The sequence below is a fragment of the Natronosalvus halobius genome, from assembly GCF_024138145.1.
Classification (GTDB): Archaea; Halobacteriota; Halobacteria; order Halobacteriales; family Natrialbaceae; genus Natronosalvus; species Natronosalvus halobius.
This window is the reverse complement of sequence record NZ_CP099997.1, coordinates 1,461,057-1,475,329: the sequence shown is the minus strand read 5'-3', so window position 1 is coordinate 1,475,329 and position 14,273 is coordinate 1,461,057. Positions and strand designations below refer to the sequence as shown.

Sequence of the window (14,273 nt, the reverse complement as noted above, 5' to 3'; positions counted from 1 at the left end):
ACTGGCGAGTAGGATCGGCAACGCTGCACGCTCGCGGCCAGGTCTCGAGGTGGCGTGACCGGTGGACTTACGCGAGGAGCAGCGCTCCGCGACCGACGATGAACGCCAGCGCTGCGAGGAACATGCCGTACTTGAGGTGTGATTGCCCCGCCGTCGGGTTCCGGTAACTCTCGACGGCCGCGTACAGCATGACGAGGTCCGCGGGGACGACGACGAGTAGGTAGGCGACGCCGAAATAGCCGTCCAGGTACGGAAACGGACTCGCCACCACTGCGACGACGAGCAGGACCGTCGCCACGTGGAGGGCGGACCGTTCGCCGATCGCGATTGGCAACGTGTTGAGTCCCTCTTCGCGGTCGCCGTCGACGTCCTCGACGTCCTTGATGATCTCCCGCGTCAGCGTCGACACGCCAGCGAGCAGAAACAGGACGACCGTCGCCTGGATGTCGCCGACGGCGGCCGCACCGAACAGGAACGTACTTCCGACGAGGTAGGCTACGAGCGCGTTCCCGATTCCGGGCAGCCCCTTGAAGTACTCCGTGTACGTGATCAGCGCGAGGAGATTGACCACTGCGATGGCGATCGCGGTCGGTGGCAAGGTGACGGCGAACGCCACGGCCGCGAGGAACGCCGCCAGACTGAACGCGAGCGCCCCCCGCGGGGACACCGCTTCCCGAGGAATCGGGCGCTGTGGCTGATTGATCCGGTCGATCTCCCGATCGAAGTAGTCGTTGATCGCGTTGCCCGCACCGACGGCGAACGCCGTCGCCCCGACTGCCGCGCTCAGTTGTAGCGGCGCCTCACCGACTCCACCGGCGACGAACGCGCCGATGAACGTCAGCACCGAGGCCGCGACGACGTTCATCGGTCTCGTCAGTTCGATTAGCCCACGGACCGTCTCTCCCGTCGCCATGCTCTGGAGTGATCAGCGACTGCGTATAAACGGACCGATACGTTCACCCGCGGTGCTCCAGGACGCTCGAGGATGCTCGGAGTCGCTCGGGATTGGGGTCGGCCGAGTTCGTCCAGGACGCTCGAGGGCGCTAGAGACTCCACCGTCGCCAAGGAAAATGCAGAGTGGGCCGTGAAAGGCCCAGGTCCACGGAAACTGCTATCGTCTCCGATGGTCAGCGCATCTCCTCGAGGTCACACAGCACGGCGCTATCGACGGAAATCCACTGGGTCATTCGCTCGTCACCGGTCGCACTCATGGGGACCATCGTCCAGGTGCCTGCCTCGTCAGTGAGCAACTCGAGTACGTCGGCTGATCGGTCGGTCGGTGACTCGACCGGGGTTTCGGAGACAGTCATGCTTACTTACGAGTTGGCTTCCGTTACTGGTATCTATGCTGGTGATTATCACCACCTGGGAACAGGGGTGGGGGCGGCCTCGAGAGTGAGATCACGTGACTCGGACGACCCGAATCGAGTGACTTATACCGGGTCGACGAAAAGCAGGGAGTGAGGGCGCTTAGCTCAGTCTGGACAGAGTGCTTGGCTTCGGACCAAGTTGTCACGGGTTCAAATCCTGTAGCGCCCATGATTCTGTGACGAACGGAGGTGAGGAGCGAATCATGTCCACGAAGGATTTGAATCAGGGAGCGGCTTTGCTGCGACCGTGGTTCAAATCCCGTAACAACCCTTCGCAGAAGGCCTAATTTCGACTGTCTCCACTTCCCACGTAGCGGCGACCGTTCCTGACTGTGAATGGGGAGCTACGGCCGCCGTCCTGGACGGATCGATGAATTTCGAACTCGTAGCTGAACCCGCGGAGGCTTCGAGGAGCTGACTCGTCGGAAATTGCGAGTGCGAGTGATGTGAGGAGTTCGTCGACGGGTCTTCGCTGACTCTGACGCGGATGCACTCGAGAGGTTCACTGCGCTCGAGGGAGGCCGCTGTGAGCGTCGATAATCCGATCGAGCGGTCCAGTCTCCGCTCAGGTTTCGCCTCATTCTTCCGGTTCTTCCACTAACTTTGCGATCGTGAGGAGGGCATCGAATTCCTCAGGTGACCCCTGGACCTGGATCACCTCCTGTTCCTTGTCGTACTGAACGAAATCTACTTCGGCAGACTTTGGAAGATGGTGGTGTTTCAATTCGAGCGCAATTTCTTCGAACCGATCTAACCGACCACTCGTTTTCGGTGGATCTGCTTCCCATTTCTCTATTGCTTTGACGAGTTCAGAAACTGCAACTGGTCCATCCTTCTCGTAGAGATAGTACAGCGCGTATCGTCGTCTCTGGTCTTTCAACAACTCAAAGACTTCGTCCAGCGCGACCATACACAATATTTGCCGCGTTAGCATTTAACACTCCCTACCACCTCTTACCCACGTAATTCTCGCACAATTGTATGCGAAGAATCGTGTTGGAACGACTGGTCTTCAGGCGTCGAGCGGTCAAAGAGAATCAACAGGTGTTCTATTCGCCGCTGACCAGTATCTCGTTTCCCTCAATCTGGACGTCATAATCGTCGACAGAGAAGGCGACCGAAACGTAATCAGAACCGGTGACGAGTGTGTCGAGAGCGTCCGGATCAATCTGCCCATACAGCGTTGTATCGAGGGCGGACGAAACGTCGGTTATTTCGACGTCTTCAGCGTGCGCAACGGCGTCGATTACGGCGATGCTCGGTCGCGTAGCCGACCAGTCGTATTCCTCTCGTACCGAATCGCCATCTTCATCGTTACCCCCCATACACCTCCTTGCAACTTGAGAGGGAAATATTTGCCGTCAAACGACAACGAACGATACTCTCAGGCCATGTAGTACACAATTCCTCTACAGCACAATCGCCAGAACCAGTCTCCTTGTTTAAGTTCTCATTGTTGCTCCGGTTATAGGTTCCGCGGTAGCACTCGAGGATCGTCTCGAGTTTGCTCCACCCGTCCCAGTCGGTCACCAGGAGCGGACCGACGTCGATAGCCACGAGTCACGGGGGCCTGGTCGGGGACGGAACGTGGGGCCAGATTGGGGACGGAACGTGGCCATCGAACTCGTCGATGGAGTTTTCGAAGGAATGGAATAGAGCATCTGTCCTCAGCGACAATTTGGTGTCCGTCTCGACACAAGAATTATTACTTTCTCACATGTCGTGTCAGAGATGAAACGTCGAACTACAGGGATCATCGTTGGACTCCTGGCAGTTATCTGTCTGGTACTTATTCTGTCGGTGACGTATCCGTTTAGCACGTCGGAACCGCATGCGGTGAAAGACGAGCAATTCAGTACTGTCGAAGGCAGCGAGTACCACGTTTCCGGTGCGATAACCATTGACGGTGACGATTATTTGGTTTTAGAGGAAGCCGTCGTCGAGGACGGTGCGCGATATCTGTCTCTCACTGTGAAGAACGTGAAAAGCGTTTCATACCAGGCTGGGCCCTGTGAGGAGGTCTATACGCGAAGTGAATATCCTGAGGAGGATGATGCCGAACAAGTCCTCGAAAGAATCGAAGAGCGTGAGGATCAGCATATACTTCGCGTCGACCGTGACGGAGAGGGCGTCGTTTTCTTCACTCGAGAGGAGAACACTGCCGATTGCGAAATCACTGTCAAAATGACCGCTTCGCTCGTCGTGGAGAACCTTCGAAGTACCAACTACGAACGTGTCCAGAAATCAGCTGAGGGACATATATACGAACCCCAGAACGGATGGTTCGACGGTGGATACCGCATCACCGGTTCGAGTGGACAGGTACGCGTCGATCCGCATTCGTACACCGTCACCGCTGCCGACGTCTCGTACACCGTTACTCCTGGAGCGGAAACCTACGCAGAGTATCTCCATACAAGCTGGACTACTGATGAATCGTTCACAAAGGGAATTTCGTACGATTACACGTCGAATAACGTTTCTGTCGAGATGCCACGGTGGGTAGAAGAATTACAGGATGCGGAATAACGTCCTGAACTGTTCGTCACTCTTGAACGAGTTCGCCGGCGATTACAGCCAGGATACATTCTCACGTTGTCGCTGCGCTTCCGGCGAATACGTAGGCGGTTGTGTTCGAGGAACGTCTCAAGGTCGTTCCATCCATCTTAGGAAAACGGCTACTCGGTAGATAAGAATTGTTTTGGTGCGGTGGTGGCCTGATCGGGCTGCCTTACATCCGGGAATACCGGCTTACCAACGCCTTTGACGGCGTTTCGCCACGCTATCGTGGCTCGAGCGGGTGTGTAGGACGGCCCAACTCGGCCGATACGATTACGACTCTCGAGGATAACTACCTATCAGCGCGGGGAGGGGGTTTGTCGTTGCCAACGTCGCCCTCACTACCAACCAACTACCACATCATTGTTAGCCCCGCGCTGCTTCTTTAGACGAATAGAACGCTCCTAGACGACGCTCTCCATAGACGGCGCTCTCCATAGACGACGCTCTCCATAGACGACGCTCTCCATAGACGACGCTCGACGCAAATTCGTACTACACCAACTCGATGCGAACGCACGCATGATCGACTCACCCGAATCAACTGGATTCGAATCACAGACACTCGAGGACCGTCTGCCCCTATCGCGAACGAGAGTACGTGGGATCGAGAGCGCAGAGGGTGCAGTGGAACGGGAGCGACACTCAACTGGTGACAGGCTCGGCCTCGATTACGTTCTCGAACTCGAATCGAGCACCGCCGGATTCGCTGTCGGTCACCGAACAATCCCAGCCGTAGGCGTCGACCAGTTCCTGGACGAACGTGAGCCCGAGGCCCATTCCACCGTGGTCGCCGGCCGTCGTGTACCCCGTCTTGAAGATCTCCTCGCGTTCGCTCTCGGTGATGCCGACCCCGTCGTCGGCGACGTAAAACCCGGTCGGGAGATCACCGACCGTAATGGTGACGTCGCTGCCACCGTGCTCGATGGCGTTATCGAAGAGGTTGCGAAAGAGGTGTTGGACGTACGTCTCGTCGATTACCGCCGTCTGATCGGTCTCGATGTCGATAGTCGCCTCCCCGCCGTCGATCTCGTCCCACGCATCGCGGGCGACCGCCGCGAGTTCCATGGGCGTGCGCTCGGCGTGGACGCTTCGCCCCTGGGTGAGCACGAGCATGATCTCGATGATGTCCTCGATGCGGTCGAAGGCCTCGGTGACGTAGGCGTGTGCCTCCGGGTTCTCGTCTGCCGGGAGTTCGCGGCTGTAGATCTGGCCGATCGAGACGGGATTTCGGAGTTCGTGAGCGACCATTCCCGCGAAACTCTCGAGGCGTTCGTTCTGTTTCTCGAGTTGCCGTTTGCGCCGATTTCGTTCGGTGACGTCGCGGACGACGCCGGTGAGACCCGGTTCGTTGCCCGCTCCACGGCCTGGAAGCGGTGAAATCGTCCACTCGACGTCGACCGTCTCGCCGGAGGCGGTCTCGAGCGCCATCTCGTAGGAGAGTCGTTCGTCCGATTCGTTCGCGACGTCCCGCTTTGCGCGTTCCATCAGCACCTCCGGGTCCGCTTCTGAGTCCTCTATGAGCATCGACGAGTGCGACCCGACGAGTTCGTCGCGGGAGTATCCGACCATCTCGGCGTAGGTATCGTTGACCAGCAGGAAGTTCCCGTCGTCGTCGACGACGAAGATGCCGTCGTTGACGGTTTCGACGATCGTCTTGTAGCGCTCGAGTTCCTGGCTGTAGCGTTCGGCTTCGCGTCGCCGTTCCCGGGCGTCCAGCGTTCGGGTCTTCGCCCGTCCATCGTGGTATCCCATCCCGAGACCAGCAGTAGCGGCGAGTGACGTGAGGATGAGGAGGTTCGCGACGACGTCGCTGAGGCCCGAAACGACGTGGACGAACAGCAAGATAACGAGTATCGCCCCGATCGCGCGGAGGCACCATTTGGCCACGCTCTCGTACGCATCGGGCCTGATGTCGGTACTCGGTAACTGGTACCCGCCGTAGAGAAGGGTCAATCCAGCAAATCCTGACAGGATCGAGATGGTGATCACGTCGTCGAGCATTCGTAGCTCGAAGGCGTACGCCAGCGGAAATCCGGCGGCAACTATCGTGTAGAACCCACCGAGATACAGGATAGTCCGCCGACCTCCGATCCTGGAGACCAGTTTGGAAGCGATTCGCATTGTGTAGAGAGCTACACTGGACCCTATTGATAGTTCGTGTTTTTGCACGTCACAGGGAGGAGGAGACGGAAATTTCGGATAAAGCGCGACAGCGCGTTGGCTACTCGAGGGGTGGGTATCCGCGAGGCCATACGAGTGGTGGCTCATCTGCGGACGAAGTGAATGCGAAGAAACTGACTCGATCGGGCCAGCGCACAAACGCAGGACACAAATCACTGGCTTGCACACTCGAGGGTATGACTGCGTCCTACGACGACATCGCCGCCGTTCTGCAGGAATACATCGACGAGAACCACGAGTTCCTCTCGTGGCTGGGAACGACGGTCGAGGACGTCTCTGAGGGGCGGATGTGCATGGCCATCCCCTACGACGAGAAGCTGACGAACACACGGCCGTCACGGGTCGATGGGAGCGAGCGACGTCCGGACATTCACGGCGGCGTCGCTGCGACGCTCGTCGACACCGTCGGCGGCCTCGTCTTTCACACCACCTTCGAGAAGCCCCTCGAGGCGGGTTCGGCGACCATCAATCTCAACGTGAACTACCTTCGGCCGGCGACGGGCGATCTCGAGGCGACGGCCAAAATCGTGCGGGCGGGGACCAGCGTCGGCGTGAGCGAGGTAACCGTCGAGAGCACGACACCGGACGGAGAAACGCGAGAAGTCGCGACCGGGCAGGGATCCTATCGGCTCTTTCGGCCGGAGTGACTCCCGGCCTGTGGCCGTGATCAGTGGTCAGTGTTAGGACATTCGCGGTTCACGAGTCACGATACGCGGTTCGCGATTCACTACTGTCGAACCAAGAGCGCTGGCCCACGACTCCCAACTCCCAACTCCCAACTCACACCTCACACCTCACACCTCACACCTCACACCTCACGACCGAACCACTACTCACTCGAGGGCCGCATCGACCACGAGACCGGCGAGAGCCACTGTGCATCGTCTTCGGTTCGAGCCAGGACGTCCGCGAGACGAACGCGTCCAGCATCGGTCCCCACCGTCGCATCGACACAAATCGTCGCCCCGACGGCAACCGACTCACCGCTGCCGATCGGTCGCTCTCGAGGCTCGAGTCCGATCCCCGCCACCTGGACGTCGATTTCGTCCGACTCGCCGAACCCGAACGCGCGAATCTCCGCCTCGAGGTCAGCCTCGAGGGCGGAGACCGTGTGGTCGCCGGCGCCGGCCATCGTCCGGACCGATCGGAAGGCGTGAGTGAGCGCGACGTGTGCTCGCCGTTCGGCCCCGCCGTGCGGATCGACGACGAGGGTTCGAACGAGCCGGCCGTGGTAGCCCGACGGCGTCCGAACAAGCGTATCGATCTCGATCGGTCGGTCGGCCACTAACCGATCGTCACCCGTCACGGTCGTCGACACCGGTCGGCATCCGGCGTCGAGAACGGCCTGGCCGACGGCGCCGGAGACGTCGGTTGGTGTGAGGGGATTACCCTCACTCTCACCCCTGAACTCGAGCGAGCGCGTTCTGGTTTCCGTCCCCGTTTCCGTTTCCGTTCGCACGTCGTCGCGTTTCGTGTCGGAATCATCATCACCGTCTACGACCGTCGCCGCCGCCAGCATCGACCTCGCTCGCTCGAGGCCGTCGGCAGCGGCCGTCTGGGCGCGCTCGAGGGCCGCCAGTTCGATGTCGGCTTTAGTCGCTCGAAGCGCCGACAGAACGTCGCTCGAGGCGAGGGAGAACCCGGCCCGTTCGAGGTAGCAGGCGGCGTCGTGCGGAATCGTGGCCGGTGTCAGGACGCGTTCGTAACTCTCGCCGTCTCCGTGTGCCTGCGAAATCGCCCTCGCCACGATTTCGGCAGGGTGGGTCGTTCCGTTCGCTCGCTGTTTCCGGGTCGCCGTCTCGATGTGCCAGCGTTCGCGGTCACGGTCGTGGTCGTGGTCGTGGTCGTGGTCGCGGTCGACGGCAACCGCGACCGTCGTTCCGGCAGCGACCGGCGCGTTCGCTAGCAGCGCGTTCGCAGTCGGCATTGTCGAATCGGTCGGCTTTGTGCTCGCGTTCGCGTTCGCGTTCGAGTTCGAGTTCGAGTCCGACTTCGGTTCCCGAGCGCCATCGCCGCTGAAAAGCAGACAGTATCGGATCAAGGGGTCGCGAACCGGACCGCAGTGAACGAACGCCGTTGCCGATCGGTCCTGGAGGCGCGTTCGAATAGTCTCCCACACCCGCGCTCGCGTGGTCTCGTCGGTTGCTGTCGGGTGTGACGCCCGCTCGGTCACGGCGCTTCGATTTCGGCTTCGTCGGCGTCGATGTCGGCATCGGCGTCACCCTCGCCATCGAGTCGCTCGTCCTCGGACAGCTGGGCCTGCTCGACGAGTTCCTCGAGGTCGGCGCCGGTCTGGCGGTTGTTGAGCAAGACGTCGATCGAGAGCGTCGGCGCGCCGTCGACGAGGTTCTCGAGGAGGACGAGGCGTTCCCGGGCGCGGGACATACCGACGTAGAAGACGCGACGCTCGTTGTCCGTCAGGACGGGTACGGGCGAGCTGGTCTTGGTGAACTCCTCGACGCCGGGGATGTCCTCGGGGTCGTCGACCGTGGCGACCATCTGCTCGACCACTTTCTCGGTGAGGTCGGTGCCGACGAAGACGTGGTCGGCCTCGCGACCCTTCGCGGAGTGAATCGTGCCGACACGAACCTGGTCCGTGGCCATTCCCTCGTAGGTGCCGATGGCGAAGTAGGCCTTGATCGACTTCTTCTGGAAGTTCGTCACCTTCCGGACCATGTCCGAGGCCGAGGCCGGGTCAGGGAGGAACGGCGCGTAGTCCCTGATCACGTCCACCGGGATCATCAGTTCCTCGAGGTCGTCGATACCGGCGTCCTCCTGACGCTCGTCGATCTCGTCGAAGAGAGCGTCGCGTTCGTTGGTTCCGAACGCCGAGTCCATGAGCATGTCGGCGAGGCGCCGGGCCTGTAAGCCGGTGACGTCTTCGTCCGCGTCGATGGCCTCGATAGCGCGGACGTACTGCGTCAGTCGATCGGTCCACATCCGTTGGTCGGTCAGCGCGGTGAAGGGGATCCCCTCGGTGATGAACTCGTCGATGAACTGGAACATCTGGTAGCGTGCCCGGAAGAGTAGCATGATCGTTCCGTCGTCCTCGACCAGCGTTTGGCGGACCATCCGAACCAGGTCGAGCATCGATCGGTTCTGGTAGGCCTCGACGAGGCCACCCTCCTTGCGCGGGTTGAGGTCCTTGTCCTGGCGAACATCGATGTGGCGAATCTCCTGGTTGACTGCGTTGAGAACGTTCGAGGGCAGCCGGTAGGAGTTCGGGAGGATGACGTCCTCGTCGACCTCCTCGTCGAGCAAGAGTGCGGGGTCGGCCCCCTGCCAGGAGTAGACGACCTGGTCGTCGTCGCCGGCGATCAGGACTCGCTCGACGTGGGGTTTCCACTCTTCGTAGACGTCGTACTGCAGGGTCGTGATGTCCTGGAACTCGTCGATGACCAGGTAGTCGACGTTCGGGATGAGCGAGCGCTGTTTCACCCGCTCGAGCATGTCCGCGAAGCCGATCTTACCTTCCTGTCCCTTGTAGTTACGCCAGGCGCGAATCGCCTCGGGGACGTCGATCCGGTCGTCGTCGGAGGGCCACGTCGGCGTGTACTTGTTCCCCTCTTGGGCGTTCGGGTCGATTTCGGGCGGGAGTCGGACCTCCTCGACGTCCCACTGGAAGGGTACGTCGTACCAGTCGGCGACGTCCCGGCGGGTGCGCTGGAGCCACTGACTCGTCGCGATGATCTTGTTCCCGATAGTCGTCGACCGTGCGGTACGCCGTCCTGCGCCGCTGTACTCGTCCTCGTACTCGAGGCCGTAGTCTTCGCAGAACTCCTCTTTGTCCTTCTCGCCGATGACGTCGCCGCGAGAGAGGTCGAGCAGGTTGTACGCCTTGGCGTGCATCGTACAGACGTTGCCCTGGAGGGCGCGTGGGCTCTCGTCGAGGCGCTCGGCCAGCCGTTCTCGAATCTCCTGGGCGGCCGCTCGCGTGTAGGAGACGACGAGGATGTCTCGAAACGTCACGTCGTCTGCTTCGAGAATCTCTTCGACGTGGTCGAGGAGTGCCGTCGTTTTCCCGCTGCCGGGGCCGCCGAACAGACGAGTGACGTGCGCCCCCGCCTCAGCATCCGCATCCGTCTCCGTTGTAGCCATTGTACCATATCAGGGACGCGACTCCTATAAGTCACGTGGGTTTCATCCGACGAACGGGCGAATAATTGACGAGTCAGGGACCCACGGCGTGTTCGCTCTTTCGTCGACTTCGAGGCTACAGAATCGAAGAGTGACTCGTCGACGGGTTTCTCTAGAAAATTTCGGATGGTTCCGGGGACTTTAGGGACGATTCCGGGAACGATCTCGGGACAATTTTGGGGTGTGATTCAATTATTCCGTGGCGAGCGGGCCCGACGAATCTCCGCGCCGTCGCGTATCTTGTCGGTACACTCCGGACAGACGCGCGGGTCGTCGACGTTCCGAGGGGTAAACACTCTCGCATACGCGTCCGTCACGAACGCACCGCAGTTCTGGCATTTCGGCATTGATGATCCCTCGTTTCTCCGTCAGCGATACGGTATAATAATTCTACCGACTACGAATATATGAAATTATGAAGGTCGAGTAGGAATAGCGTGGTACCGTGGCGCCACGGCACCGAAGCGCGTATCGCGGTCCTCGTCCTGCGCTGGGCTCGTTTGGACGCTGTAGGCACACCGGGCGGTGGCGATTGCGACGGTCGATTCGAGTACAGAGAAGAAGTCGACTCGAGCACGGCGAAAAAGCGATGTGGATCCTGGCTACGGCCGCGGATCCCACCCACAGACGGTACAGGTCGTCGCGGACGTATCGTGAAGGCCGCCGCAATCCGGACACTGCTTCTTGTTGTAATCACGTTCCCAGCCCGCCCGCTCCGTCGTATGGCCGTTGTCGGCGAGGAACTGGTCGAAAACGTCGTCTCCGGCACCGTTGGGTGATGATGCCATAGTCATGCTACAACACACCATACACGCACATAAAGCATCGGGTAGTGACAGTCATTATCAGTCATACTCTGACAGCGTGGTTGGTTCCCGCGGACTTTTCTCGTTCCCGTCCGAAGTGTGGAACATGAGCGACCTTCGCCTCGACCCCACCCAGCTCGACCGCTACTCGAGACACGTCATCATGGACGAAGTCGGCCCCGAAGGCCAGCAACGGCTGCTCGAGGGGTCGGTCCTGGTCGTCGGGGCGGGTGGCCTCGGGTCGCCAGCAATTCAGTACCTCGCCGCGGCGGGCATCGGTCGGCTCGGCATCGTCGACGACGACATCGTCGATCGGTCGAACCTCCAGCGCCAGATCGTCCACGGCGACGACGATGTGGGCCGACCGAAGGTGGACAGCGCGGCCGACTACGTCACGCAACTCAACCCGGACGTCACCGTCGAGAAACACGAGCAACGCCTCACCCAGACGAACGTCGCGGATCTGGTCGCCGACTACGACGTCGTCCTGGACGCTAGTGACAACTTCGCGACCCGGTACCTCCTCAACGATCACTGCGTCCTGACCGGGACGCCACTCTCTCACGGCGCGATTTACCGATTCGAGGGACAGATCACGACGTTCGACAACCGAAACCGCGGGACGGAGACGGAATCGACGCCGCCGTGTTACCGCTGTCTCTTCCCGGAAGCGCCCGAACCCGGAACGGTTCCCGACTGCGCGACGACCGGCGTGCTCGGCGTCCTGCCAGGAACCGTCGGCTGCATCCAGGCGACCGAGGTCGTAAAGCTCCTCCTCGAAACGGGCGAGACGCTCGAGGGACGCCTCTTGCTGTACGATGCGATGGGAATGACCTTCGAGACCGTCGAACTCAGGCACAATCCGGACTGCCCAGTTTGTGGCGAAGAGCCCGCTATCGAGTCGGTTCGTGACGCGAGCTACGAAGAAACCTGTTCGCTACCGGCCGAGTAACCGCCGCCGACGGGGCGCCTACACTTCCATCAGGTACTCTGGACAGGCGACCCAGTCGCAATCGCCGCACGCAAAGCCGCGCTGTTCGAGGCCGAGCGAACTGGAACCGCACTTCGGGCAGGCGCTGACTGTTGCCATAGTACTGGATTAGTTATACTCGTACATAAAACCCAGTCACACCGGTCACCGTTGCTGACAGCGCCGTTCTCCAACTCGATTTCGAGTAAACGCCGTCCTCAGAACCGACCCGTGTCGCACGTATTGCCTGTCGAGCACGATCACGACCGCGGCGTCCGGAAGCTGGCCCTTCTCCAGCGGGCTACTCGAGCGTCGCTCGAAAGCGGCGCCCGGCGTCGTCGTCGGCCTCGAGAGCCTGCCGAATCGTTGAGGAGAGCCACGCTCGACCGTGGGCGTCGCTCGCTCGCTTCACTCCGTCGTCGACGCCGCTGGCCTGTATTCCGTCGACCCCGTCGGCCAGGACCCCGTCGAAATCGGCACTTCGCATCCCGGCAGGCAGGAACCGCTCGTAGATCGGTAGCCGTTCGCGGAGCGGAACGCCGGCATGCTCGGCGACGGCCTCGAGTTCGTCCAGCGCGGGCCAGGCGTAGTCCGGGTTGATGTGGTCGTCGGTCACCGGCGAGACGCCGCCGAGGTCGTCGATGCCGCAGTCGACCAGATCCCGGGCGGGGGCGAGGTTCGGGGGCACCTGGACCGACACTTCCTCGGGGAGGGCGACCCGCGCCATCGCCGTCACCCGACGCATCGTCTCGAGGCCGGGCGACCCGTCCGTCCAGCGCTCGTTGTTTGCGACGGGCTGGACGATCACCTCCTGGACGTGATCGTAGCGTTCGTGCAGTTCGCGAATCGCGAGCAGGCTCTCGGCGCGGTCACGCCAGGACTCTCCGATGCCGACCAGGATCCCGGTCGTGAACGCCACGTCGAGTTCGCCCGCGTTCCGAATCGTCCGCAGGCGCTGGCCGGGTAGCTTTCGTCGCGCCCCCGCGTGGGCGTCTACGTCGGCCGTCGTCTCGAGCATCACACCCATGCTCGCGTTCACGTCCGCCACCTTGGCCATCTGCTCGAGTGTCTGATCGCCGGGGTTCGAGTGCGGGAGCAGTCCTTCCTCGAGAGCGGCCTCGCAGGCCGCCCGCAGGTAGTCGTGGATCGAGTCGTGGCCCCAGTCGGCGAGCTGGTTGTGAATCCGTGTGTACCGATCGTCGGGGTCGTCACCGAACGTGAACAGTGCCTCGGTACAGCCGGCGTCTGACCCTCGTCGGCAGATGTCGCGGACCTCCTGGAGCGAGAGGAGCGAGGCCTGGCCCGGCGGGTCGAAGTACGTGCAGTAGGTGCAGGTGTACCGGCAGGCGGTCGTGAGCGGGATGAACACGTTCCGACAGAACGAGAGTTCGGGGGCGGGTTCGACGTCGCTCGGCGTCACCTGAAGCAGGCGCTCGATCTCGGATTCGGCGATGGACACCTCGACGTCGTACTCCGCTGTCCCCGGAATCATCGGTTCTCGTCTGGAGGGAGTCGTCCCCGGCCTAAAACGCTTCACTTTACCGGCAACCGGGCGACGCCGGCACATGCGAATACCCACTCTCGTCTACCGAACCAGCCGAACTCGCCCCTCGGTCATCTCGAGGTCGAAGCCGAACGCCTCGAGCGCCGCTCGCGTGTGGCCGCCACCGTGGAGCCATCCCTCGACCAGGTCCGCCGGCTCGTCGATGTCGGTCGCCAGCCGGAAGGAGTCGACCGTCTCCAGGGTCGTCCCGATTTCGCGGGCCTGCTCCCGGTGGTCTAGAATGGACGCGCCGTGGTAGTCCGTGCGGAACTCGGGGTGACGAACGACGAGCGCGTTCGTGCCGCCGCCGCGTCCCGGTGCGACGACTACGTCGCCGGGCGTCTCGAACAGCGTCTCGAGTGCCGCGGGCGTCGCGAGCGCCAGATCTGCCATGACGATCGCGACCGTGTGGTCAACGGACTCGAGGACGGCGTTGACCGCGGGCGAGAGCGCCTGGTCGTCGACGATCACGTTCACTTCGGGATCGTCGAGCGCGTTCAGCGTCGACGCCGAAAGTGGCTCCGTCGCGAGAATCGTCGGGTCTCGACCCACCGCTCGGAGCGTCGAGCAGACGTCGGCGATCATCGCTCGGGCGAGTCGTCGTCGCTCCTCGCGCTCGAGGACGGGCGCGAGGCGGGACTTGGGGGATTCGTCGGCGAATGGAACGACGACCTGCATTCGTCGACCCTTTCGAACCAGGGAGT

The 14,273-nt window shown here is 61.5% G+C and carries 14 protein-coding genes and 1 tRNA gene; 4 read left to right on the top strand and 11 right to left on the bottom strand.

Annotated elements, in window-relative coordinates; genetic code table 11:
• Nucleotides 1-67: 67 nt before the first annotated feature.
• Together NGM15_RS07165 and NGM15_RS07160 are read right to left on the bottom strand one after the other, a co-directional pair.
• Nucleotides 68-913: a geranylgeranylglycerol-phosphate geranylgeranyltransferase gene (locus tag NGM15_RS07165; RefSeq protein ID WP_253437160.1), complete on the bottom strand. Its 846-nt coding sequence runs from the start codon at nucleotides 911-913 to the stop codon at nucleotides 68-70.
• A gap of 214 nt (nucleotides 914-1,127) precedes the next feature.
• Nucleotides 1,128-1,310, bottom strand: a complete 183-nt coding sequence (locus NGM15_RS07160; protein ID WP_253437157.1) for a DUF7511 domain-containing protein — start codon at nucleotides 1,308-1,310, stop codon at nucleotides 1,128-1,130.
• 154 nt (nucleotides 1,311-1,464) lie between these two features.
• On the opposite strand from NGM15_RS07160, the gene NGM15_RS07155 reads away from it, so the two are divergent.
• Nucleotides 1,465-1,539 (top strand) — tRNA-Arg (locus NGM15_RS07155).
• Between the two features lie 408 nt (nucleotides 1,540-1,947).
• Here the strand turns inward: NGM15_RS07155 and NGM15_RS07150 are convergent.
• Nucleotides 1,948-2,280 carry a DUF7344 domain-containing protein gene (locus NGM15_RS07150; RefSeq protein WP_253437155.1) on the bottom strand — a complete coding sequence of 111 codons (333 nt, stop codon included), beginning with the start codon at nucleotides 2,278-2,280 and terminating at the stop codon, nucleotides 1,948-1,950.
• A 139-nt stretch (nucleotides 2,281-2,419) separates the two neighbouring features.
• Nucleotides 2,420-2,695, bottom strand: a complete 276-nt coding sequence (locus NGM15_RS07145) for a HalOD1 output domain-containing protein (protein WP_253437152.1) — start codon at nucleotides 2,693-2,695, stop codon at nucleotides 2,420-2,422.
• A gap of 406 nt (nucleotides 2,696-3,101) precedes the next feature.
• Between NGM15_RS07145 and NGM15_RS07140 the strand changes: the two genes are divergently transcribed.
• Nucleotides 3,102-3,899 carry a hypothetical protein gene (locus tag NGM15_RS07140; protein WP_253437149.1) on the top strand — a complete coding sequence of 266 codons (798 nt, stop codon included), beginning with the start codon at nucleotides 3,102-3,104 and terminating at the stop codon, nucleotides 3,897-3,899.
• A gap of 675 nt (nucleotides 3,900-4,574) precedes the next feature.
• Here NGM15_RS07140 and NGM15_RS07135 read toward each other — a convergent pair.
• Nucleotides 4,575-6,053: a PAS domain S-box protein gene (locus tag NGM15_RS07135; protein WP_253437146.1), complete on the bottom strand. Its 1,479-nt coding sequence runs from the start codon at nucleotides 6,051-6,053 to the stop codon at nucleotides 4,575-4,577.
• Between the two features lie 236 nt (nucleotides 6,054-6,289).
• Between NGM15_RS07135 and NGM15_RS07130 the strand changes: the two genes are divergently transcribed.
• Nucleotides 6,290-6,760 (top strand): PaaI family thioesterase, encoded by a 471-nt coding sequence (locus tag NGM15_RS07130; protein ID WP_253437143.1) that lies wholly within the window; start codon nucleotides 6,290-6,292, stop codon nucleotides 6,758-6,760.
• A gap of 182 nt (nucleotides 6,761-6,942) precedes the next feature.
• Here the strand turns inward: NGM15_RS07130 and NGM15_RS07125 are convergent, their stop codons facing one another.
• The 4 genes from NGM15_RS07125 to NGM15_RS07115 form a co-directional block, all read right to left on the bottom strand.
• Nucleotides 6,943-8,040: a M24 family metallopeptidase gene (locus NGM15_RS07125; protein WP_253437140.1), complete on the bottom strand. Its 1,098-nt coding sequence runs from the start codon at nucleotides 8,038-8,040 to the stop codon at nucleotides 6,943-6,945.
• Between the two features lie 242 nt (nucleotides 8,041-8,282).
• The gene (locus tag NGM15_RS07120; protein WP_253437137.1) at nucleotides 8,283-10,211 is read right to left on the bottom strand and encodes a UvrD-helicase domain-containing protein; all 1,929 of its coding nucleotides are present in this window, start codon (nucleotides 10,209-10,211) and stop codon (nucleotides 8,283-8,285) included.
• Nucleotides 10,212-10,438: 227 nt separating this feature from the next.
• Entirely contained in the window at nucleotides 10,439-10,597 is a 159-nt protein-coding gene (locus tag NGM15_RS18900; RefSeq protein ID WP_425494473.1) for a DUF7563 family protein, read from the bottom strand.
• A 255-nt stretch (nucleotides 10,598-10,852) separates the two neighbouring features.
• Nucleotides 10,853-11,038 carry an HVO_0416 family zinc finger protein gene (locus tag NGM15_RS07115; RefSeq protein ID WP_253437134.1) on the bottom strand — a complete coding sequence of 62 codons (186 nt, stop codon included), beginning with the start codon at nucleotides 11,036-11,038 and terminating at the stop codon, nucleotides 10,853-10,855.
• A 124-nt stretch (nucleotides 11,039-11,162) separates the two neighbouring features.
• Between NGM15_RS07115 and ubaA the strand changes: the two genes are divergently transcribed.
• Entirely contained in the window at nucleotides 11,163-12,008 is an 846-nt protein-coding gene (gene ubaA / locus NGM15_RS07110; RefSeq protein ID WP_253437131.1) for an SAMP-activating enzyme E1, read from the top strand.
• Nucleotides 12,009-12,327: 319 nt separating this feature from the next.
• Here ubaA and cofG read toward each other — a convergent pair whose 3' ends face one another.
• On the bottom strand, nucleotides 12,328-13,518 hold the full coding sequence (gene cofG / locus NGM15_RS07105; protein WP_253437129.1) for a 7,8-didemethyl-8-hydroxy-5-deazariboflavin synthase subunit CofG: 1,191 nt from the start codon (nucleotides 13,516-13,518) through the stop codon (nucleotides 12,328-12,330).
• A gap of 93 nt (nucleotides 13,519-13,611) precedes the next feature.
• Nucleotides 13,612-14,247, bottom strand: a complete 636-nt coding sequence (gene cofC / locus NGM15_RS07100) for a 2-phospho-L-lactate guanylyltransferase (protein WP_253437126.1) — start codon at nucleotides 14,245-14,247, stop codon at nucleotides 13,612-13,614.
• Nucleotides 14,248-14,273: the final 26 nt, after the last annotated feature.

Bases quoted from the DNA above. Each gene is read 5' to 3' on its own strand.
- NGM15_RS07140 (WP_253437149.1), top strand. From the start codon at position 3,102: ATGAAACGTCGAACTACAGGGATCATCGTTGGACTCCTGGCAGTTATC.
- NGM15_RS07145 (WP_253437152.1), bottom strand. From the start codon at position 2,695: ATGGGGGGTAACGATGAAGATGGCGATTCGGTACGAGAGGAATACGAC.
- NGM15_RS07150 (WP_253437155.1), bottom strand. From the start codon at position 2,280: ATGGTCGCGCTGGACGAAGTCTTTGAGTTGTTGAAAGACCAGAGACGA.
- NGM15_RS07165 (WP_253437160.1), bottom strand. From the start codon at position 913: ATGGCGACGGGAGAGACGGTCCGTGGGCTAATCGAACTGACGAGACCG.
- NGM15_RS07130 (WP_253437143.1), top strand. From the start codon at position 6,290: ATGACTGCGTCCTACGACGACATCGCCGCCGTTCTGCAGGAATACATC.
- ubaA (WP_253437131.1), top strand. From the start codon at position 11,163: ATGAGCGACCTTCGCCTCGACCCCACCCAGCTCGACCGCTACTCGAGA.
- cofC (WP_253437126.1), bottom strand. From the start codon at position 14,247: ATGCAGGTCGTCGTTCCATTCGCCGACGAATCCCCCAAGTCCCGCCTC.
- NGM15_RS07160 (WP_253437157.1), bottom strand. From the start codon at position 1,310: ATGACTGTCTCCGAAACCCCGGTCGAGTCACCGACCGACCGATCAGCC.
- NGM15_RS07135 (WP_253437146.1), bottom strand. From the start codon at position 6,053: ATGCGAATCGCTTCCAAACTGGTCTCCAGGATCGGAGGTCGGCGGACT.
- cofG (WP_253437129.1), bottom strand. From the start codon at position 13,518: ATGATTCCGGGGACAGCGGAGTACGACGTCGAGGTGTCCATCGCCGAA.
- NGM15_RS07120 (WP_253437137.1), bottom strand. From the start codon at position 10,211: ATGGCTACAACGGAGACGGATGCGGATGCTGAGGCGGGGGCGCACGTC.
- NGM15_RS07125 (WP_253437140.1), bottom strand. From the start codon at position 8,040: ATGCCGACTGCGAACGCGCTGCTAGCGAACGCGCCGGTCGCTGCCGGA.
- NGM15_RS18900 (WP_425494473.1), bottom strand. From the start codon at position 10,597: ATGCCGAAATGCCAGAACTGCGGTGCGTTCGTGACGGACGCGTATGCG.
- NGM15_RS07115 (WP_253437134.1), bottom strand. From the start codon at position 11,038: ATGGCATCATCACCCAACGGTGCCGGAGACGACGTTTTCGACCAGTTC.